Origin of the sequence: Streptomyces caatingaensis (assembly GCF_001187435.1) — a bacterium.
In the GTDB taxonomy this organism is placed as follows: Bacteria; Actinomycetota; Actinomycetes; order Streptomycetales; family Streptomycetaceae; genus Streptomyces; species Streptomyces caatingaensis.
Map to the genome: position 1 here is coordinate 587,612 of NZ_LFXA01000009.1, position 19,664 is coordinate 607,275.

The 19,664-nt window shown below is 75.2% G+C and carries 17 protein-coding genes; 10 read left to right on the forward strand and 7 right to left on the reverse strand.

Translation table 11 applies throughout. The features are described 5' to 3' along the window. Positions 1–25 precede the first annotated feature (25 nt). The 10 genes from AC230_RS34525 to moeZ all read left to right on the forward strand — a co-directional run bounded on the left by AC230_RS34525 (position 26) and on the right by moeZ (position 11,311). On the forward strand, positions 26–121 hold the full coding sequence (locus AC230_RS34525) for an Ms4533A family Cys-rich leader peptide (protein WP_338399801.1): 96 nt from the start codon (positions 26–28) through the stop codon (positions 119–121). 142 nt (positions 122–263) lie between these two features. Beyond that, positions 264–1,979 (forward strand): ABC transporter substrate-binding protein, encoded by a 1,716-nt coding sequence (locus AC230_RS15915; RefSeq protein ID WP_049716824.1) that lies wholly within the window; start codon positions 264–266, stop codon positions 1,977–1,979. After that, entirely contained in the window at positions 1,976–2,974 is a 999-nt protein-coding gene (locus AC230_RS15920) for an ABC transporter permease (protein WP_049716825.1), read from the forward strand. The genes AC230_RS15915 and AC230_RS15920 overlap by 4 nt, the downstream gene beginning before the upstream one ends. Next, the gene (locus AC230_RS15925; protein WP_049716826.1) at positions 2,971–3,960 is read left to right on the forward strand and encodes an ABC transporter permease; all 990 of its coding nucleotides are present in this window, start codon (positions 2,971–2,973) and stop codon (positions 3,958–3,960) included. Before AC230_RS15920 ends, AC230_RS15925 begins: the two co-directional genes overlap by 4 nt. Beyond that, positions 3,957–5,576, forward strand: coding sequence for a dipeptide ABC transporter ATP-binding protein (locus AC230_RS15930; protein ID WP_049716827.1), 1,620 nt, complete (start codon positions 3,957–3,959; stop codon positions 5,574–5,576). The genes AC230_RS15925 and AC230_RS15930 overlap by 4 nt, the downstream gene beginning before the upstream one ends. Positions 5,577–5,774: 198 nt before the next feature. Continuing rightward, positions 5,775–7,286, forward strand: coding sequence for a DUF3492 domain-containing protein (locus AC230_RS15935; RefSeq protein ID WP_422125592.1), 1,512 nt, complete (start codon positions 5,775–5,777; stop codon positions 7,284–7,286). Next, positions 7,283–8,365: a hypothetical protein gene (locus AC230_RS15940; protein ID WP_049716828.1), complete on the forward strand. Its 1,083-nt coding sequence runs from the start codon at positions 7,283–7,285 to the stop codon at positions 8,363–8,365. The genes AC230_RS15935 and AC230_RS15940 overlap by 4 nt, the downstream gene beginning before the upstream one ends. 46 nt (positions 8,366–8,411) lie before the next feature. Next, the gene (locus AC230_RS15945; protein ID WP_049716829.1) at positions 8,412–9,326 is read left to right on the forward strand and encodes an NAD-dependent epimerase/dehydratase family protein; all 915 of its coding nucleotides are present in this window, start codon (positions 8,412–8,414) and stop codon (positions 9,324–9,326) included. After that, positions 9,323–10,069 carry a spherulation-specific family 4 protein gene (locus tag AC230_RS15950; protein ID WP_241833253.1) on the forward strand — a complete coding sequence of 249 codons (747 nt, stop codon included), beginning with the start codon at positions 9,323–9,325 and terminating at the stop codon, positions 10,067–10,069. The genes AC230_RS15945 and AC230_RS15950 overlap by 4 nt, the downstream gene beginning before the upstream one ends. A gap of 63 nt (positions 10,070–10,132) precedes the next feature. Beyond that, on the forward strand, positions 10,133–11,311 hold the full coding sequence (gene moeZ / locus AC230_RS15955; protein ID WP_049716830.1) for an adenylyltransferase/sulfurtransferase MoeZ: 1,179 nt from the start codon (positions 10,133–10,135) through the stop codon (positions 11,309–11,311). Positions 11,312–11,514: 203 nt separating this feature from the next. On the opposite strand, the gene AC230_RS15960 is transcribed toward moeZ, so the two are convergent. The 7 genes from AC230_RS15960 to AC230_RS15990 form a co-directional block, all read right to left on the reverse strand. Further along, positions 11,515–13,041: an alpha/beta hydrolase gene (locus tag AC230_RS15960; protein WP_049716831.1), complete on the reverse strand. Its 1,527-nt coding sequence runs from the start codon at positions 13,039–13,041 to the stop codon at positions 11,515–11,517. 35 nt (positions 13,042–13,076) lie between these two features. Continuing rightward, positions 13,077–13,346, reverse strand: a complete 270-nt coding sequence (locus AC230_RS15965) for a hypothetical protein (protein ID WP_049716832.1) — start codon at positions 13,344–13,346, stop codon at positions 13,077–13,079. Positions 13,347–13,470: 124 nt separating this feature from the next. Next, positions 13,471–15,099 (reverse strand): alpha/beta hydrolase, encoded by a 1,629-nt coding sequence (locus tag AC230_RS15970; RefSeq protein ID WP_078871280.1) that lies wholly within the window; start codon positions 15,097–15,099, stop codon positions 13,471–13,473. 79 nt (positions 15,100–15,178) lie between these two features. Continuing rightward, positions 15,179–17,530, reverse strand: coding sequence for an ABC transporter permease (locus AC230_RS15975; protein WP_049716833.1), 2,352 nt, complete (start codon positions 17,528–17,530; stop codon positions 15,179–15,181). Further along, positions 17,527–18,297: a molybdate ABC transporter substrate-binding protein gene (modA, locus tag AC230_RS15980; RefSeq protein WP_049716834.1), complete on the reverse strand. Its 771-nt coding sequence runs from the start codon at positions 18,295–18,297 to the stop codon at positions 17,527–17,529. Before modA ends, AC230_RS15975 begins: the two co-directional genes overlap by 4 nt. 27 nt (positions 18,298–18,324) lie before the next feature. Further along, entirely contained in the window at positions 18,325–18,720 is a 396-nt protein-coding gene (locus tag AC230_RS15985) for a TOBE domain-containing protein (protein WP_049716835.1), read from the reverse strand. Positions 18,721–18,768: 48 nt separating this feature from the next. Further along, complete coding sequence (locus AC230_RS15990; RefSeq protein WP_241833235.1) at positions 18,769–19,626, reverse strand: helix-turn-helix domain-containing protein; 858 nt, start codon at positions 19,624–19,626, stop codon at positions 18,769–18,771. Positions 19,627–19,664: the final 38 nt, after the last annotated feature.

A 19,664-nucleotide genomic window follows, 5' to 3' on the forward strand; every position in this document is an offset into this window, starting at 1 on the left:
TGGAAATTCGTTCAGGCTGCTCTGCATGTCGCGCCACCACCACACCTACGAGCACGCCGGCTTCGAGCTGGCGCTGATCGGTGTGGCCGCGCACGCCGTCGCCGACATCCACTGTCGCTGAAGGCCGTTTCCTCCCCCGCGCCCGCGTCGCCGGGGGGCGGTCCCGCGCGTGCCGTCGCGTCCCTGTTCCACCGCCTTCCGCGGGTGCCTCCTGTCCCGGCCCCCTCTCACCCTCCCCGCTCCCGCGAAAGGCATGGCCCGTCATGCGTCATCCGTCCGCCCACCGCCGCAGCGTCGCCGCGGCCGCCCTCGTCGTCGCCGTCGTCACCACGGCCGCGGCCTGCGGCCCCAAGGACGGCGGCGGAGCCGCCGGGAGCGACGGCGCGCCCGGGAAGGGCGGCACGCTGACCGTCCTCAACCGGGCGCCGCAGAAGCAGTTCGACCCCGCCCGGCTCTACACCTCCGGCGGCGGAAACGTTCCCTCGCTGGTCTTCCGCACCCTGACCACCCGCCACCGCGCCAACGGCGCCGAGGGCACCAAGGTCGTTCCCGACCTCGCCACCGACACCGGCAGGCCGAGCGACGACGCCAAGGTGTGGACGTACCGTCTCAAGGACGGTCTGAAGTACGAGGACGGCACGCCCATCACCAGCGGCGACATCAAGTACGGCATCGAGCGCTCCTTCGCCGCCGAACTCTCCGGCGGCGGCCCCTACCTGCGCGACTGGCTGGTCGGCGGGCAGGACTACCGGGGGCCCTACAAGGACAAGAAGGGGCTCGACTCGATCGAGACCCCGGACGACAGGACCATCGTCTTCCACCTCCGCAAGTCCGAGGGCGACTTCCCCTACCTCGCCACCTCCACCCAGTTCGCGCCCGTCCCCAAGGCCAAGGACACCGGCACCAAGTACGCCGAACACCCCGTGTCCTCCGGCCCGTACAAGGTCGTCAAGAACACCGGCGACGGCGAACACCTGCTGCTGGAGCGCAACCCGCACTGGTCGGAGGAGACCGACAAGGAGCGGCACGCCTACCCCGACACCATCGACGTCCGCTCCGGCCTCTCCCCGGCCGTCATCAACCAGCGGCTGTCCACCGGCTCCGGCGCCGACGCCGCCGCCGTGACCACCGACACCAACCTCGGCCCCGCCGAGCTCGCCCAGGTCACCGGCGACAAGCAGCTCGCCTCGCGCGTCGGCACCGGCCACTTCGGCTACACCAACTACCTCGCGTTCAACCCGGAGTCGAAGCCCTTCGACGACCCCAAGGTGCGCCGGGCGGTCGCCTACGCCGTCAACCGCACCAGCGTCGTCAACGCGGCCGGCGGCTCCTCGCTCGCCGAGCCGGCCACCACCTTCCTGCCGAACCAGAAGCCGCACGGCTACACCCCGTACGACCACTTCCCGGCCGGCGCGACCGGTGACCCGGAGAAGGCCGGGGAGCTGCTGAAGGAGGCCGGCCACCCGGACGGGCTGGAGATCACCCTCACCCACTCCACCGCGCAGAACGCCGAGACCGGCCCGGACATCGCCACCGCCGTGCAGGAGGCCCTGAACAAGGCCGGGTTCAAGGTGAAGCTGGAGGGCCTGGAGGACAACGCCTACGAGGACAAGGTCCACAGCGTCAAGGACCAGCCCGGGCTCTTCCTCGCCCACTGGGGCGCCGACTGGCCCTCCGGCGGTCCGTTCCTGGCACCGGTCTTCGACGGACGCCAGATCGTCGAGGACGGCTACAACTTCAACTCCGGCCGCCTCGACGACCCCCGGGTCAACGACGAGATCGACGCCATCAACAAGATCACCGACCATGACGCCGCCGCCAAGCGCTGGGGCGCGCTCGACGTCAAGATCGGCGAACAGGCCCTGACCGTCCCGCTGTTCCACCCGGTCTACAAGCGCCTCTACGGCAAGGACGTCAAGAACGTCGTCATCAGCGACTGGACCGGTGTCCTCGACGTCTCGCAGGTCGCGGTCAAGTGACGTCCCTCCTCACCGCCCCCGCCCGACCCGCCGGCGCGGAGGCGGGCGCCGCCGCCCCCGCCTCCGCCGCCCGCCGGGTCCTGCGGCGGCTGCGCGCGCGCAAGGCCGCGCTCGCGGCCGCCGCCGTCCTCGCCCTGCTCGTCCTCCTCGCCCTCGCCGCGCCGCTGCTCGCGGCCCTGGAGGGCCAGGACCCCACCACGTACCACGACGGCCTCGTCGACTCCGCGCGCGGCGGCGTGCCCGTCGGCCCGTTCGGCGGGATCGACGCGGAGCACTGGCTCGGCGTCGAACCCGGCACCGGGCGCGATCTGTTCGTACGACTTCTCTACGGCGCCCGCGTCTCGCTGGCCGTCGCCGCCGGCGCCACGCTCGTCCAGGTCGTCGTCGGCGTCGCCGTGGGCCTGGCCGCCGCGCTCGGCAACCGGCTCGCCGACAGCGTCCTCAGCCACCTCACCGACGTGATGGTGGCCCTGCCGCTGCTGGTCTTCGCCATCGCCGTCACCGCCGTCGCCCCCGCGGACCTCCCGCGCCCGCTGCTGCTCGTCGTCGTCATCGGGCTGATCGCCTGGGGCGCGATGGCCCGCCTGGTGCGCGCCCAGGCGCTCTCCCTGCTCAAGCTCGACTACGTCTCGGCGGCGCGTCTCACCGGGGCGTCCACCTGGCGGATCGCCCGGCGCGAACTGCTGCCCGGGCTCGCCGCGCCGGTGATCACCTACGCGGCCGTGATGCTGCCGCAGAACATGCTCAACGAGGCGTCCATGTCCTTCCTCGGCGTCGGCATCAAGCCGCCGACCCCGTCCTGGGGCCAGATGCTGTCCTCGGCCACCACCTGGTTCCGCGCGGACCCGCTGTACGTGGTCCTGCCGGCCCTGATGCTCTTCGTCACCACCTTCGCCTTCACCGTGCTGGGGGACACCGTGCGCGCCGCGCTCGACCCGCGCGAGGAGTCGCGGCTGCGCGTGGGGCGCGAGCGGCGCAAGGGGGGCTCCTCGTGATCCCCTACGTCGCGCGCCGCCTGCTCGGCGTCGTCGCCGTCCTCCTCGTCCTGTCCGTCGTCGTCTACGCGACCTTCTACCTCGCGCCCGGCGACCCGGCCCGGCTGGCCTGCGGGCCCAAGTGCGACCCGGAGCAGGTCCGCCAGGTCCGGGCCCAACTCGGGCTCGACGAACCGGTGTACGTCCAGTACTGGCACTTCCTCACCGGCGTCGTCACCGGGCACGACTACTCCACCGGCACCGGCGTGCGGCACTGCGACGCGCCCTGCCTCGGGCTGTCCTTCCAGAACGACCAGTCCGTCACCGGCCTGATCGCCCAGCGGCTGCCCGCCACCGCGTCCCTCGCGGCCGGCGCCATGGTGCTCTGGCTGGTCATCGGCATCGGCAGCGGGCTGCTGTCCGTCCTGCGGCGCGGCGGCGCCACCGAACGGGTGCTCACCTGGATCACCCTGGCGGGCACCGCGACGCCCGTCTTCATCAGCGGCATCGGCCTGCTGATGCTGTTCTGCGCCTACCTGGAGTGGCTGCCGTTCCCGACGTACGTGCCGCTCACGGACGACCCCGAGCAGTGGGCGTGGAACCTGCTCCTGCCCTGCCTCGCGCTCGCGCTCCTGGAATCCGCGAAGTACGCGCGGCTGACGCGCAGTTCGCTGCTGGAGACGCTGGCCGAGGACCACGTCCGCACCTTCCGCGCCTACGGCGTGGGCGAGCGGGCGATCGTCGGACGGCACGCGCTGCGCGGCGCCCTGGCGCCCGTCATCGCCCTGACGGCCGCCGACTTCGGGTCGATGTTCGGCAACGCGATGCTGACGGAGACCATGTTCGGCCTGCCGGGCGTGGGCCAACTGCTCGTCCACGCCACGCAGACCATCGACCTGCCGGTCGTCGTGGGGCTGGTGATGGTCACCGGGGCCGCCGTGGCGATCGCCAACATCGTGGCGGACGTGCTGTACGCCGTCGCCGACCGGAGGGTGGCCCTGCGATGACGCTGGTTTCCGTGGAGGGACTGTCGGTCTCCTTCCCGTCCGCGGGCGGGCCGCCGGTACGGGCCGTCGAGGACCTGTCGTTCGCCCTCGCGCCCGGCGGCGCGCTCGGCATCGTCGGTGAGTCCGGCTCCGGCAAGAGCACCGCCGCCTACGCGCTGCTCGGTCTGCACCGCGGGACGGGGGCGCGGGTCGCGGGCACCGTACGCGTCGCCGGGCACGACGTCACGGCGGCGGACGAGGCGGAGCTGCGGACCGTGCGCGGCGGCGTCGCCGCCATGGTCTTCCAGGACCCGCTCTCCTCGCTCGACCCCTACCAGGCCGTCGGCGACCAGATCGCCGAGGTCTACCGCGTCCACCACCGGGGCGCCTCGCGGCGCGCCGCGCGCGAGCGGGCCGTCGAGGTGCTCGACCGGGTCGGCATCCCGGACGCCGCGCGGCGTGCGCGCTCGCGCCCGCACGAGTTCAGCGGCGGGCAGCGGCAGCGGGCGCTGATCGCCATGGCCGTCGCCTGCGAGCCGCGGCTGCTCGTCGCGGACGAGCCGACGACCGCGCTCGACGTCACCGTCCAGGCCCAGATCCTGGGCCTGCTGCGGGAGTTGCGCGAGGAGACGGGCATGGGGCTCGTCCTCGTCACCCACGACCTGGGGGTCGCCGCCGGCAACGTCGACGAGCTGCTGGTGATGCGGGGCGGGCGCGCGGTCGAGAGCGGACCGGTGCGCGAGGTGCTGCGCGCGCCGCGCGAGCCGTACACGCGCGACCTGCTCGCGGCCGTGCCGCGCGTGGAGGTGCGGCGCGAGCCGTCCCCCTCTTCCTCTTCCTTGCCGTCCTCCCCCTCCGTCTCCGCGGAGGGGCCCGCGCTCATCGAAGCGACCGGCCTGCGGCAGGAGTTCGGGCGGGGTCGGCGCTCCGTCACCGCCGTGGACGGGGTCTCGCTGACCCTGCGGGCCGGGGAGACGGTCGGCGTCGTCGGCGAGTCCGGCAGCGGGAAGACGACGCTGGGGCGGATGCTCGTGCGGCTGCTGCGCCCGTCCGGCGGTGAACTGCGCTACCGGGGGCGGGAGATCGGCACGCTGGGGGAGCGGGAGCTCCGCTCCTTCCGCAGCGAGCTCCAGATGGTCTTCCAGGACCCGGTCTCCTCGCTCAACCCCCGGCGCAGCGTCGGGGAGTCGATCGCGGACCCGCTGCGGGCGGCCGGGCGGACGTCCGAGAAGGAGATCGTCGCACGGGTGCGTGATCTGCTGGAACGGGTCGGGCTCGATCCGGACGCGTACCACCGCTACCCGCACGAGTTCAGCGGCGGGCAGCGCCAGCGGGTCGGCATCGCGCGGGCCCTCGCCCCCTCTCCGAAGGTCGTCGTCTGCGACGAGCCGGTCTCCGCGCTGGACGTGACGACACAGGCCCAGGTCGTCGCGCTGCTCGGGGAGTTGCAGCGGGAGCTGGGGCTCGCGCTGGTGTTCATCGCGCACGACCTGGCGGTGGTGCGGCAGGTGAGCGACCGGGTGGTCGTGATGCGGGGCGGGCGCGTGCTGGAGCACGGGCCCGCGGACGCGGTCTACGAGCGGCCGGAGCATCCGTATACGCGGGGGTTGCTGGAGGCGGTGCCGCGGGTGGGGTGAGGTCCTCCGCGCTTCGCGCGGGGGCCCGGGGCGCATCCCCCGCGCGGAGCGCGATAACGGGGCGGTGTGGGCCGGGGTAACGCCCATTCACCCCTTCCGGTGGTGCGACGGACAACCGTCCGCCGCACCACCGGCGACCCCCCATAGCGTGCTCCCGGCTGCCGTACGACGGAGAAGATCGGGGGTGCGCTCGTGCGCGTGGGACTGCTGACCGAGGGTGGGTACCCGTACGCCGCGGGGGAGGGCGGCGAGTGGTGCGACCGGCTGGTGCGCGGCCTGGCCCGGCACGAGTTCGAGGTCTACGCGCTGAGCCGCAGCGCCCGCCAGGAGGAAGGCGGTTGGTACGCGCTGCCCGGCAACGTCCGCCGGATCAGAGCCGCCCCCCTGTGGGGCGCCCCCGCGGGCACCGCCCCCGTCCGCCGTGAACGCCGCCGCTTCACGCACCACTTCGGCGACCTGGCCGCCGCCCTCACCGCCCCGGGCGATCAGGCGTACCGTTTCGCCGAGGGCCTCTACGGCCTCGCCGACCTCGCCCGCGACGAGGGCGGCCTCGCCTCCGCGCTCCGCTCCGAGGCGGCCCTGCGCGCCCTGGAGGCCGCCTGCCGGGCGCCCGGCGCGCACCCCGGCGCGTACGGCGCCCGCGTCGCCGACCTGCTCGTCGTCTCCGGGCTGCTGGAACGTGCGCTGCGCCCGCTCTCCCTCGACTGGTACGGCTCCCCGGACGGCGACCTCGGGCTCGCGGGGGTCGACCTGTGCCACGCCGCCTCCGCCGGGCCGGCCGCCCTCCCCGGGCTGCTGGCCCACCGCTTCTTCGGCACGCCGCTGCTCGTCACCGAGTACACCGTCCGGCTGCGCGAGCACTACCTGGCCGGGCCGGCCGGGCTGTCGCTGTCCGTCCGCACCCTGCTCTCCGCCTTCCACCGCCTGCTGGCCGGCGAGATCTACGGCCGGGCGGCCCTGGTCACCGCCGGGGACGCGCAGGTGCGGCGCTGGCAGGAGCGCTGCGGCGCCGACCCCGCCCGGCTGCGCACGGTGCCCCCGGGCGTGGACGCCGGGCTGTACGAGGCGGTGGGGGAGGCGTGCCCCCGGGCGGCCGGCGGGGACGGCGGGCCGGCCGGGCCCGTCGTCCTGCTCGCCGGCGGCCCGCCCGAACCCTGGCTCTGGGAGGCGTTCACCGTGCTGCGGATGGCCGAGCCCCGGGTGCGTCCGGCCGTCACCGGCACCGCCCCGGACGCCCCGCTGCCCGAGGGCGTCACCCGCGTCACCGCCTGCGGCCCCGACGACTACGCCGCCGCGGACGCCGTCGTCGTCTGCGCACCCGGCGACGGCTTCCCCGTCCCGCTGGCCGAGGCCATGTTCTGCGGCCGGGCGACGGTCGCGCCGGACACCACCGCGGTCCGCGAAGTCCTCGGCGGCACCGGCCTGGTGGTGCCCCCGCGCGACCCCCACGCGCTCGCCGAGGCGTGCCTCGCCCTGCTGCGCGACCCGGAGCGCGCGCGGCGGCTCGGCGCCGCGGCCCGCGCCCGTGCCCTCGAACTCTTCACCGTGGAGCAGAACATCGCCTCCTTCGGCGCCCTCTACCTCGAACTCCTCTCCCGCGCCCCGGTCCGGCACGACCTGGCGTCGCCGTTCGACGGGCCGGCGCGCTCCCGCGCCGCCCTCGACGCGTCCGCCGCGTCGGCCCCGCCGTCCTGGGCGGGCCGCCGGTGACGCCGATCCAGCACGCCCCGGCCCCGGTGCCGGCCCCCGCCTCCCCCGGTCCCGTCGGCATATCCGGCGCGCCGGCCGGCCCCCGGCCCGACCCGGTCCGCGCCCTGCTGCGCGACCACCGCGCGCTGTGCGCCGACGCCGTGGACCCCCTGGAGATCGCGGCGGGGCTGGAGGCGCACGGCGTCACCGACGGCACGGCCGCCGGCCTGGGCCACCGCGACGTCTTCTCCCTCGCGGAGGAGCTGTACGCACGGGCCGAGCGCACCGGACCGCCGCCCGGGGCCGGAGGCGTCCCGGCACCGGCCGGCGGCGGGACGTGCCCGGCCCGGCCCGGCGCGCTCGGCGTCCTCGAACTCGCCGTCTGGCTCTGGCTGACCGGCTGCGGGCCGGCCGCCGGGCTGCTGCCGGCCGCCCTGGCCCACGGCCACCGGCTCCCCGGCCCGCGCGCCCTCGCCGCGGCCGCCGCCCCGACCGCCCTCGCGCTGGCCTGCGCCGCCGCCCCCGCCGCCTGGTGCGCGCACGCCGTCGCCGGGTACGCGCGGAGGCGGCTCGCCGACTGCCGGTCGCTGGCCGAGTTCCACGGCCGCGTCCGGCGCGCGCTGCTGGCCTCGGTCGCCGTCTTCCTCGGCGTCCTGTGCGGCTGCGTCGCCTCCGCCCGCTCGGCCCTGCCCGTCGCCGAGGCCACCGCGGCGCCCGCCCTCGCCGCCGTCGCCCTGGGGGCGCTGCTCTTCCTGGGCCGGCTCTGCGCGGCGCACGGCCTGGCCCGCCCGGCCCTCGCCGCCGGCCTCGCCGCCTGCGCGGCCGAGGCCGTCCCCCTGCTGGCGCTGCTCGCCGCCCGGCTGCCCGGCTGCTCCGCGCTCGACCGGCCCGTCACCTGGCTGACCGGCGCCCACGGCCCGGCCGCGCTCCCGCTCGTGGCGTGCGCCGTGCCGGCGCTCGCCCTCCTCGTCCACGCCACGACCGTCCTGCCCCGGGCCGCCGTCCACGGCCGGGAGGACCTGTCCGCCGCGCCCGTCCGCCCCGGCGCCCCGGCCGGAACGGGCGCACCGACCACCCCGTCAGAGGAGCACGCACCATGACCGTTCACCCCACCGGCACCAGCGGGCGAGAGCGAGGACGCCACCGATGAGGGTCCTGTTGCTCGGCGCCAACGGCTACCTCGGCCGCTTCGTGGCGGACCGGCTGCTCGCCGACCCCGCCGTCCAGCTCACCGCCCTGGGCCGGGGCGACGACGCGGACGTCCGCTTCGACCTGGCCACCGGCAGCCCGGGCGCGCTCACCCGCTTCCTGAACGCCGTCCACCCCGGCGTCGTCATCAACTGCGCGGGCGCCACCCGCGGTGGCGCCCGCGAGCTCACCCGGCACAACACCGTCGCCGTCGCCACCGTCTGCGAGTCCCTGCGGCGCAGCGGCTGCGGCGCGCGCCTGGTGCAGCTGGGGTGCTCCTCGGAGTACGGGCCGTCCCAGCCCGGCTCGTCCACCGCCGAGGACGCCGTGCCGCGCCCCGGCGGCCCGTACGGCGTCAGCAAGCTCGCCGCCACCGAACTGGTGCTGGGCTCCGGCCTCGACGCCATCGTGCTGCGCGTCTTCTCGCCCGTCGGTCCGGGCACCCCCGCCGGCTCCCCGCTGGGCCGGCTCGCCGAGGCCATGCGGCGGGCCATGCAGAACGGGGACAACGAGCTCAAACTCACCGGCCTGGGCGTCCAGCGGGACTTCGTCGACGTCCGCGACATCGCCCGGGCCGTGCACGCCGCCTCGCTGTCCGCCGCGCAGGGCGCCGTCAACATCGGCACCGGCCGCGCCGTCCGGCTGCGCGAGGCCGCCGCCCTGCTCGCCCGCGTCGCCGGCTTCGGCGGCGCGCTCCACGAGCTGGACGACCCGCACCTGGGCGCCGCCCCCGCCTATCCGTACCCGGACGGCTGCGGCGGCTGGCAGCAGGCCGACGTGCGCACCGCGCGCGACCGCCTCGGCTGGCGGCCGCGCATCGGGCTGGAGGAGTCGCTGGCCGACATCTGGATGGAGGCCGCGTGTCGCATCTGATCTCCTCGGGGAACCGGCGGCCGCTCCCGGCCGGGAAGGCCCCGCTGCGGCTGGGGGTCCCCGGCTTCGCCCACCCCCTCGTCGCCCCCGTGGAGTGGGGCCGGCTCTGCCGGGCCGGGCTCCCGCTGGAGTGGGCCGTGCTCGGCGGCGCGTCCGGCGGCCCCGGCAGCCGGCCCGACCCGTACTACGCCGCTGCCGCCGCCCCCCTGCGGAACGTGGGCGTCCGGGTGCTGGGGCATCTGGACGCCGGGTACGGCTCGCGGCCCTTCGGCGAACTCCTCTCGGACGCCCAGCGGTTCCTCAACTGGTACAAGGTGGACGGCTTCGCGCTGGCCCGCTGCCCCGCCGACAGCGGGGCGCTCGCCGACGTCCGGCGGGTGACCGGCGCGCTGCGCACGCTGTGCGAGCGGGCGTTCCTCGTGCTCGCGCACGGCAGTCACCCGGTGCCCGGATACGCCGCGCTGGCCGACCAGTTGGTGACCTTCACCGGGCCGTGGAACCGCTACCGCTGGTCCCGCCCCGCCGACTGGACCGCCGACCACGCGCCCGGCCGCTTCTGCCACTTGGTGCACAGCGTGCCCCGCGACCATCTGCGCGAAGCCCTGTGGATCGCCCGCCGGCAGGGGGCCGGCACGGTCTACATGACCGACCGCACGGACCGGGACGGCCTGGACCCCTGGGAGTCCATGCCCGGCTACTGGGACGAATTCATCTCGAACATCGGACCTGGTGTCTCGGAATGAGCCGGGGCGTGGCAGTGTTACGGGAATTGAAGACCGCCCCTTCTCCCGACCTACGGAGACCCCGTGTCGCTGCCACCCCTGGTCGAGCCGGCCGCCGAGCTCACCGTCGACGAGGTTCGCAGGTACTCCCGCCACCTGATCATCCCGGACGTCGGGATGGACGGGCAGAAGCGGCTCAAGAACGCCAAGGTGCTGTGCGTGGGCGCCGGCGGCCTCGGTTCGCCCGCCCTGATGTACCTCGCCGCGGCCGGTGTGGGGACGCTCGGCATCGTGGAGTTCGACGAGGTCGACGAGTCCAACCTGCAGCGGCAGATCATCCACAGCCAGTCGGACATCGGGCGCTCCAAGGCCGAGTCCGCGCGCGACTCCGTGCTCGGCATCAATCCGTATGTGAACGTCGTCCTCCACCAGGAGCGCCTGGAGGCGGAGAACGTCAAGGAGATCTTCTCCCAGTACGACCTGATCGTCGACGGCACCGACAACTTCGCGACGCGCTACCTCGTCAACGACGCGTGCGTCCTCCTGAACAAGCCCTACGTCTGGGGCTCGATCTACCGCTTCGACGGCCAGGCGTCCGTCTTCTGGAGCGAGCACGGCCCCTGCTACCGCTGCCTCTACCCCGAGCCCCCGCCGCCGGGCATGGTCCCCTCCTGCGCGGAGGGCGGCGTGCTCGGCGTCCTCTGCGCCTCGATCGGCTCCATCCAGGTCACCGAGGCGATCAAGCTGCTGGCCGGGGTCGGCGATCCGCTGGTCGGCCGGCTGATGATCTACGACGCCCTGGAGATGACGTACCGGCAGGTCAAGGTGCGCAAGGACCCCGACTGCGCGGTCTGCGGCGACCGTCCGACGGTCACCGAGCTCATCGACTACGAGGCGTTCTGCGGCGTCGTCTCCGAGGAGGCGCAGCAGGCGGCGCTCGGCTCGACCATCACCCCCAAGCAGCTGAAGGAATGGCTGGACGAGGGGGAGAACATCGACGTCATCGACGTCCGCGAGCCCAACGAGTACGAGATCGTCTCCATTCCCGGGGCCCGGCTGATCCCCAAGAACGAGTTCCTCATGGGCAACGCGCTCCAGGACCTGCCGCAGGACAAGAAGATCGTCCTGCACTGCAAGACGGGGGTCCGCTCGGCGGAGGTCCTGGCCGTGCTGAAGTCGGCCGGCTTCGCGGACGCGGTCCATGTCCAGGGTGGTGTGATCGGCTGGGTCAACCAGGTCGAGCCGCACAAGCCCGTGTACTGACCGGGGGTTCGACGCCCCACCCCCGCCCTCATCCGTTTTCACAGGGGCTGCGCCCCTGCGCGACCCGACGCGGCCGGAGGCGCGGCCCGCGCCCGCCGGGAGCGCGGCCCGCGCTCCGCGCGGGCGGGGGCGGTTGCGGGGGCGGGGCGTAGCCCCGGGGCCCCGGGTTCGGGAAGGGGCGGGGTGGGGGAGAAGCGACGCGCCTACGAGCAGGTCGCGCCGCGCTGCGGCACCCTCCCCTCCAGCAGGTAGCCGTCCACGAGCGCCTTCATGCAGGCGTTGCCGCTGTTGTAGGCGCCGTGGCCCTCGCCCTTGTAGGTGACCTCGACGGCCGGGGGGCCAAGGGCGCGGGCCATGTTGTGCGCGCCTTCGTAAGGCGTCGCCGGATCACCGGTGTTGCCGACGACGAGGATCGGGGCGGAGCCCTTCGCGCCGACAGACGACTCCGGGGTCTTCCAGGCGCCCTTGACGGGCCAGCCGGTGCACTGGAGGAGGGCCCAGGCGGCCGATTCGCCGAAGACGGGGGAGGCGGAACGGAAGGCGGGGAGGAGGCGCCTGACGTCCTCCGGCCCGTAGCGCTGCTCCGCGTCGGCGCAGCTGACGGCGCGGTTCGCGGCCTGGAGGTTGCTGTAGTGGCCCGAGGGGTCGCGGCCGGCGAGGGAGTCGGACAGGAGCAGCAGGATGGTGCCCTTGTCCTTGGTGAGGGCCTCGCGGAGGCCGGCGGTCAGGTACTTCCAGGTGTCCTTGGAGTAGAGCGCGGCGGCGATGCCGTTGACGGCCTGGTCCTGGGAGAGGGGGCGGCCGACCCCGGTGGGCAGCGGCTTCGCGTCGAGCCGCTCGATCAGGGAGGAGATCTCGTCCCGCGAGGGGCAGCCGGCGCCGCAGTCCTCGAGGTAGTCGTCGAGGGCGAGCTGGAAGCCCTTGGCCTGGGACAGGGAGCCCTGCGCGGGATCCTGCCGCGGGTCGACGACGGCGTCGAGGACGGCCCGCCCCACCCGCCGGGGGAACAAGTGGGCGTAGACCGCGCCGAGTTCGGTGCCGTAGGAGATGCCGAAGTAGTGGAGCCTGTCGTCGCCGAGGGCGGCGCGCAGCCGGTCCATGTCGCGGGCGGCGCTGAGGGTGCCGACGTGGGCGAGGACCGGCCCGGAGCGCTCACCGCAGGCGTGGGCGAAGCGGCGGTTGAGCTCCACCGCCGCCGTGACCTCCGCGTCGTCGTCGGGGGTGGCGTCGACGCGGTCGGCCGCGTCCAGCTCCTGGTCGGTGAGGCAGCGGACGCCGGCGCTCTCGCCGACCCCGCGCGGGTCGAAGCTGACGAGGTCGTAGCGCTTGCGCAGGTCGGCGTAGCTCTTGGCGAAGGAGGGCAGGGTGGCGACCCCGGAGCCGCCCGGGCCGCCGAAGTTGAAGACGAGTGACCCGAGGCGCCGCTTCCCGTCCGTCGCCCGGGCGCGGATGAGCGCGAGGGGGACGGTTGCGCCGTCCGGCCGCGCGTAGTCCAGCGGGACGGGCAGCGTGCCGCACTCCCAGCCCGCGCCGGGCGCCTTGCCGCCGCCCTGCGCGACCGTCGGCGCGGAGCACGGCTTCCAGTCGATGCGGGAGCCCGCGGTGCCGCTCCCGTCCTTGCCGCTGTCGTCGTCGCGCACGGCGCCCGTACCGCTGCCGCAGCCGGCGGCGAGGACGAGCGCGAGCGAGGCGCTTGCGAGGGCGAGGGCCCTCGGCCGAGGTGGACTCATGCACCGACTCTACGGCCGGGGCCGGACACCGTGCGTCACGATCCGGCGGGTATCGCCCGCAACGGCCGTTCGCCGGGGCCGGTCACGTATCCCGTGGGGCCGCCGGGCGTCCGGGTGCCGGACGGGGGGCGCGGGGTCGACGGGGAGGGCGGCGCGGGCGCGTCCTCCGGGCCGACCAGCGGGGCCGACTGCGTCTGCCAGAGCGCCACCAGCGCGGCCAGCAGCGCCGTGAGGGCCAGCGCGCCGGTGAGCCTGCTGCGCGCGGGGCCGCCGCCGGGCTCCGGCGACGACGGCTCGTCGGGCATGACACCCCCTCCTTCCGTCCGCGGGGCCCCGCACGCGGGCGGGACCTTGTGCGGGCGATCGTAGTGCGGGCCACTGACATTCGAGAGAGCGGAATTCGCCGTACGGTGTGACGGTCGGCGGGTGCTATGAGCACACCGTCCCGCGTCCCGGCACAGTACCGTCCAGCAGGTAGCCGTCAACCGCCCTCTTGACGCAGGGATTTCCGCTGTCGTACGCGCCGTGGCCCTGCCCCCGGTACGTCATCTCGATCCCGACGCCGTCGCCCAGCGCCCGCGCCATCCTGCGCGCTCCCTCGTAAGGGGTCGCGGGATCACCGGTGTTGCCGACGACCAGGACCGGGGCCGCCCCCTTGGCGCCGACGTCCGGCCGCTGCCAGGCGCCCTTGACGGGCCAGCCGGTGCACTGGGTGAGGCTCCAGGCCATGAAGTCCCCGAAGACCGGCGAGACCCGGCGGAACGCGGGCACCTTGTCCGCGACCTCCGCGGCGGTGTAGCGCTGGGCGTAGTCCGCGCAGCTGATCGCGGTCAGGGACGCCTGGAGGGTGCTGTAACGCCCGTCCTGGCCACGGCCGTTCATCGCGTCGCCCAGCGCCATGAGGATCTTCCCGTCGCCGTTCTCCGCGTCCTCCAGGCCCTCGGTGAGGTAGTCCCAGAAGTCCTTGGAGTACAGGGACTGGGCGATGCCCGTGGTGGCCAGCGACTGGGTCAGCATCCGGCCGTCGCCGCCGGGGACGGGGTTCTTGCCGAGCCGGTCCAGCAGGGCGACGATCTGCTGCTCCGTCGGGCAGTTGTCGTGCGTCGCGGCGCACGCCGTCAGGTAGTTGCCCAGCGCCAGCTCGAAGCCGCGGGCCTGGCCGAGGGCGCCCTCCTCCGGGTCGGCCGTGGGGTCCACGACCGCGTCGAAGACGGCCCGGCCCACCCGCCGGGGGAACAAGTGGGCGTACACGCCGCCCAGTTCGGTTCCGTACGAGACGCCGAAGTAGTGCAGCTTGTCGTCGCCGAGCGCCTGCCGCATCAGGTCCATGTCCCGGGCCGCGTCGGCCGTTCCCACGTGCGGCAGCACGTTGCCGGAGTGCTTCTCGCAGCCCCGCGCGTACTGCTCGACGCGGCCGATCAGGGCCTTCTGCTCCTCGGCCGTGCGCGGGGTGGCGCCGGCCGCGTAGTAGGCGTCCAGCTCCTTGTCGTCCAGGCAGGTCACCCCGGCGCTGCGGCCCACGCCGCGCGGGTCGAAGCTGACGAGGTCGTAGCGCTTGCGCAGGTCCCGGTAGTCGTCGGCGAACGCGGGCAGGGTGGCGACGCCGGAGCCGCCGGGGCCGCCGAAGTTGAAGACGAGGGAGCCGATGCGGTGCGCCGGGTCGGTGGCCCTGGCGCGGATCATCGCGATGTCGAGCGTGCCGCGGTCCGGGTGGGCGTAGTCCAGGGGCGCGCGGAGGGTCGCGCACTCCCAGTCGTTGCCGGGGGGCCTGGCCGGTGCGCCCTCCTGGGGGTTGGGGGCCGGGCAGGACGACCAGCGGAGGGCGGGGCGCTGCTCGGCTGCCGGGGCCTTCGAGGCTTGCGAGGCTCTGGAGGGGGCCGGTGACGCCGGGGCGCCCTGTGCGGCAGGGCCGCCGCCGTCTCCCGCGCAGCCCACGGCGGTGAGCAGCCCGGCGGTGAACAGGCAGCCCGCCCGTACCCGTATGGATCTGCTCGCCGGTCTGGTCGCCGATCTGGTCACCGCGGCTCCCGGGGGCTCGGAGGGGATGGGCGCCTTCATCCTCCGGGCGGGCGAGCGGGGTGCGCGCGCAGGGCGGGGCGTACGGGTGGACGTGCGGGCGTGCGCGCCGTGAAGTGCGTCAAACGGCGTCGGAGGGGTACGGGGTGCTGTCCCTGGGGATGAGCGTGATCTCCTTCGGCGGCACGGTCACCCATACCCGGGCGCCCTCCGCCAGGCCGCCCAGGGCGCCCGGGGGCAGTTCGGCCACGGTCTCCGGGCCGGCGCCGGCCACGCGGATCCGCAGGCGGCCGCCCTGCGCGGTGATCTCCTGGACCGTGCCGGGCCAGGTGTTGTCCGTGCCGTCGTCGGGGGGTGCGGTGTGGAGGGTCACCGCCTCGGCGTCCGCGACGGCCAGGGCCGTCCTCGTTCCGGCCGGGAGGGGGGTGGTGGCGGTCAGGCGGGTGCTGGCGCCGTAGCCGGTGTTGTCCTCGTCGGTGTTGTCGTGGTCGTGGTCGAGGTCGAGGACGAGGGTGCCGTCCTCGGCCGGGGTGCCCGGCCAGGCGTTCCGCCCGAGCATGCGGGCGACCCAGGGGGAGCGGGGGCGTGCGGCCACCTCCTCGGGGGGCGCGTACTGCACGGCCGCTCCGTCCTCCAGGACGAGGACCCTGTCCGCGAGGGACACCGCCTCCACCGGGTCGTGCGTCACCAGCAGGCAGACGCCTCCGAAGCCGGCGAGCCGGCGGCGCAGGGTCTGTCGTACGGACGCCTTCGTCGACTGGTCGAGCGCCGCCAACGGCTCGTCCAGGAGCAGGAGTTCCGGCTGTGCGGCCAGGGCGCGGGCCAGGGCCACGCGCTGTGCCTGGCCGCCGCTGAGCGCGTCCGGCCGGCGCCCGGCCAGGTGGCCCACGCCCAGTTCGTCCAGGTGCGCGCGGGCCGTGCGCAGCGCTTCGCGGCGGGGGACGCCGTGGGCCCGTGGGCCGTACGCGACGTTGGCCGCGGCCGTGAGGTGCGGGAACAGGGCGCCGTCCTGGGGAACCCAGGCGATGCGGCGGTGGTGGGTGGGGAGCCGGGAGACGTCGGCGGGGGTGCCGGTGCCGAGGTGCAGGGGGCTTGCGGTGGCCCTGGGGGTGAGGCCGAGGAGGGCCCTCAAGAGGGTTGTCTTGCCTGCGCCGTTGGGGCCGACGACGGCGATGGTGGTGCCGGGTGGGGCGGTGAGGGTGAGGGTGACGGTGCCGGTGAGGGTGGTGTGGAGGGGGTGGGGGGTAGGGGTGGCTGTGGCTGTGGGGGGAGTTGTGCCCCGGTCCCGCCCTTTCACCGTTTCCTCCGGGGCACGCCCCGGACCCGGTACCGCGCCCGCGAGGGCGCGCGCCGCGCGGTGAGCGGGGGCTCCGCCCCCTGCACCCCCCGAACCGCGCTCCGCGCGGTCGTCCTCAAACGCCGGACGGGCTCCATCGCGGCTCCGCCGCTCGTCCTCAAACGCCGGACGGGCTGTAGTGCGCCTCCGCCGTTCGTCCGCAGGCGCGGGGCGGGCTGTATCGAGGCTCCGCCGCTCCTCGGCGCGCCCCGGACGGGCTGTATCGCGGCTCCGCCGCTCGTCCGCACGTCCCGGGCGGACTGGATCGAGCCCCGGGCGGGCCGGGGCAAGCGGTCGACGGGCCGGGGCGAGTGACCGACGGGCCGGAGCGCGCCCCGCCGGACGGCCCGCCCGGGGCGTGCCCGTCCAGCGGCCGCGGAGGGTCAGGAGGACCGCGGTTGCGATGGCGAGGAGCAGGAGGGAGAGGGCCGTTGCGCCCTCGGGGTCGTTCTGGAGGAGGAGGTAGACCTGGAGGGGGAGGGTCTGGGTGACGCCGGGGAGGTTCCCGGCGAAGGTGATCGTGGCGCCGAACTCGCCGAGGGCGCGGGCCCAGCAGAGGGCCGAGCCGGCCAGCAGGCCGGGGGCGATCATCGGCAGGGTGATCGTGCGGAAGACGCGGAGGGGGGACGCGCCCAGCGTCAGGGCCGTCTCCTCGTAGCGCGGGTGCAGCCCGGCCAGCGCCCCTTCGAGGCTGATCACCAGGAACGGCATGGCCACGAAGGCGGAGGCGACGACCGCGCCCGCCGTCGAGAAGGGGAGGGTGACACCGGTCCAGTCCGCCAGGACGCCGCCCGCCAGGCCGCGGCGGCCGTAGCCCTGGAGCAGCGCCACCCCCGCCACCGTCGGCGGCAGCACCATCGGCAGCATCACCAGGCAGCGCACGAACGCCTTGCCGGGGAAGTCCGTCCGGGCCAGCAGCCAGGCCAGCGGCACGCCGAGGACGAGCGAGACGAGGAGGGCCCAGCCGGAGACGGTGAGGGAGAGGGTCAGCGCGTGGCCGACCTCGGGGGAGGCGACGCGGGCGGGGAGCGTCGGCCAGGGGGTGCGCGCGAGCACGCCCGCCAGGGGCAGGAGCAGGAACGTCACCGCGACGGCGGCCGGCAGGACCAGCGCCAGCGGCGGGCGGACGCGCCTCACGGCCGCTGGAAGCCGGCCGCGGTGAGCAGCCGGCGCGCCGTGTCGCCGCGCAGCCACCGCACGAACTCGGCGGCCTGCCCGGCGTGTTCGGAGCCCTTGAGCGGGGCGGCGGGGTAGGAGGCGACGGCGTTCTGCGCGTCGGGCACGGCGACCGTGCCGACCTTGCCGCCCGCCGCCGTGGCGTCCGTGGTGTACACCAGGCCGGCGTCGGCCTCGCCGAGGGCGACCTTGCTCAGCACCGCGCGGACGTTGGGCTCCTGGGAGACCGGCTTCACGGCGACGCGCTGCCGGTCGAGGATCTGCCGGCCGTAGCGGCCGACGGGTACCTCGGGCGCGGCCAGGACGACCTTGAGGTCGCTCCTGGCGAGGTCCGCGAGGCCCTTGAGGTGCTTGGGGTTGCCGGGGGCGGTCGCGATGGTGAGGCGGTTCTTCGCGATGACGACGGGTTCGCCGGTCCGCTCGGCCAGGCCGTCCATCGTCCTGGTGTCGGCCGTCACGAGGGCGTCCGCCGGCACGCCCTGGCGCACCTGCGCGGCGAGCTCCTGCGAGCCGGCGAAGGAGAACTTCACGGTGGTGCCGGGGTGTTCCTTCCCGTACGCGGTCTGCGCCTGCTTGAAGACGTCGGTGAGGGAGGCGGCGGCCAGCACCGTCAGCGTCGTACCGCCCTTTCCCTCGTCCCCCGCGCCCCCGGAGCCGCCGCAGGCGGTGGCCAGGGGCAGCAGGAGCGCCGCGGCGAGGGCGGCGAGGCGGACGGAGCGGCGGCGCATCGGATCTCCCGGACGGTGAGGACGCGTTCAGACGCGGTCGATGTGGACGTTCGTGGCCTTCACCCGGGCCACGGCCTCCATGCCGACGGCCAGCCCGAGTTCCTCCACGGCCTCCCGCGTCAGCAGCGAGACCAGCCGGTGCGGTCCGGCCTGCACCTCCACCTGAGCCGCGACGTCGCCGAGCTTGACGGCGGTGATGATGCCGGGGAAGGCGTTGCGGGCGCTGGTGCGGGGCTCGTCCCCGTCCTCGGCCGCCTCGGCGGCGAGCGCGACGGAGAAGGCCGCGAGGTCGGTGCCGTCGATCAGCCGCTTGCCGTGCTCGTCCCGCGCGGTGGGGAGCCGCCCGCCGTCCGCCCAGCGGCGGACGGTGTCGGGGCTGACGCCGAGGAGCCGCGCCGCCCGGCCGATGGTGTAGGACCGCATGCGCGGCACGTTAGGGGGAAACGGCTCGCATGTGCAAGGCCGGATGCCTTACGAGGCTGGCAACTGCCGCGCCCGCTCCGGGTCCAGCCGCAGCAGCGCCGCCTCCTCCGGGGAGCCCTCCGGCGCCGAGTAGACGACGAGCCGCTGGCCGCCCGTCCGGTCCAGCCGCATCACCTCGTAGGCGAGCGTCACGTCCCCGAGCCTCGGGTGTGCGAACGGCTTGGAGCCGCCCAGCCGCTCCTTCACGTCGTAGCGGTCCCACAGCGTCGCGAACTCCGGTGATCTCAGGAGCAGTTCGCCCGACCAGTGCGGTGAGGCGGGGCGAGTCGGGGTCCAGTCCGCCGACGGCCCGCAGGTTGGCCACCGACTTGGCGACGGTCTCCTCCCAGGGGCGGAAGAGCGTGCGGCCCGCGGGGTGAGGAAGAGGTACCGGGTCAGGTTGCGCTGCTCCGGCGGCCAGTCCCACAGGCCCGGCATCAGGCGCCGGCCCGCCGGGTTCGCGGCCGGCATGTCGCTGTACCGGCTCACCACATACGCGGGCAGCGGCCGTACCGCCTCCAGGAGGCGCAGGACCGACGGGCGCACGGTCGGCTCGTCGGCGCGGGACGGTCCGGTCAGCCGCCCCGAGGCGTGTTCGGCCGGCTCGTAGAGGCGCTCGTGCGCGTCGCCGCGCAGGCGCAGCGCGCGGGCGAGGGCGTCGAGCACGGCGGCCGAGGGGTTCGTCTCGCGGCCGCGCTCCAGGCGGGTGCAGCAGTCGACGCTCACCCCGGCGAGCGTCGCGAGCTCCTCGCGGCGCAGTCCGGGTGTGCGCCGGATCCCCGCGCCGACGGGCAGTCCCACGTCCCCGGGGGTGATCAGCGCCCGTCGCGCGCGGAGGTGTCTGCCCAGCTCGGTGCCGTGTGCCATCCGGTCATTGGCTCCTTGGGCCCGCGCCGGTGGGGGCC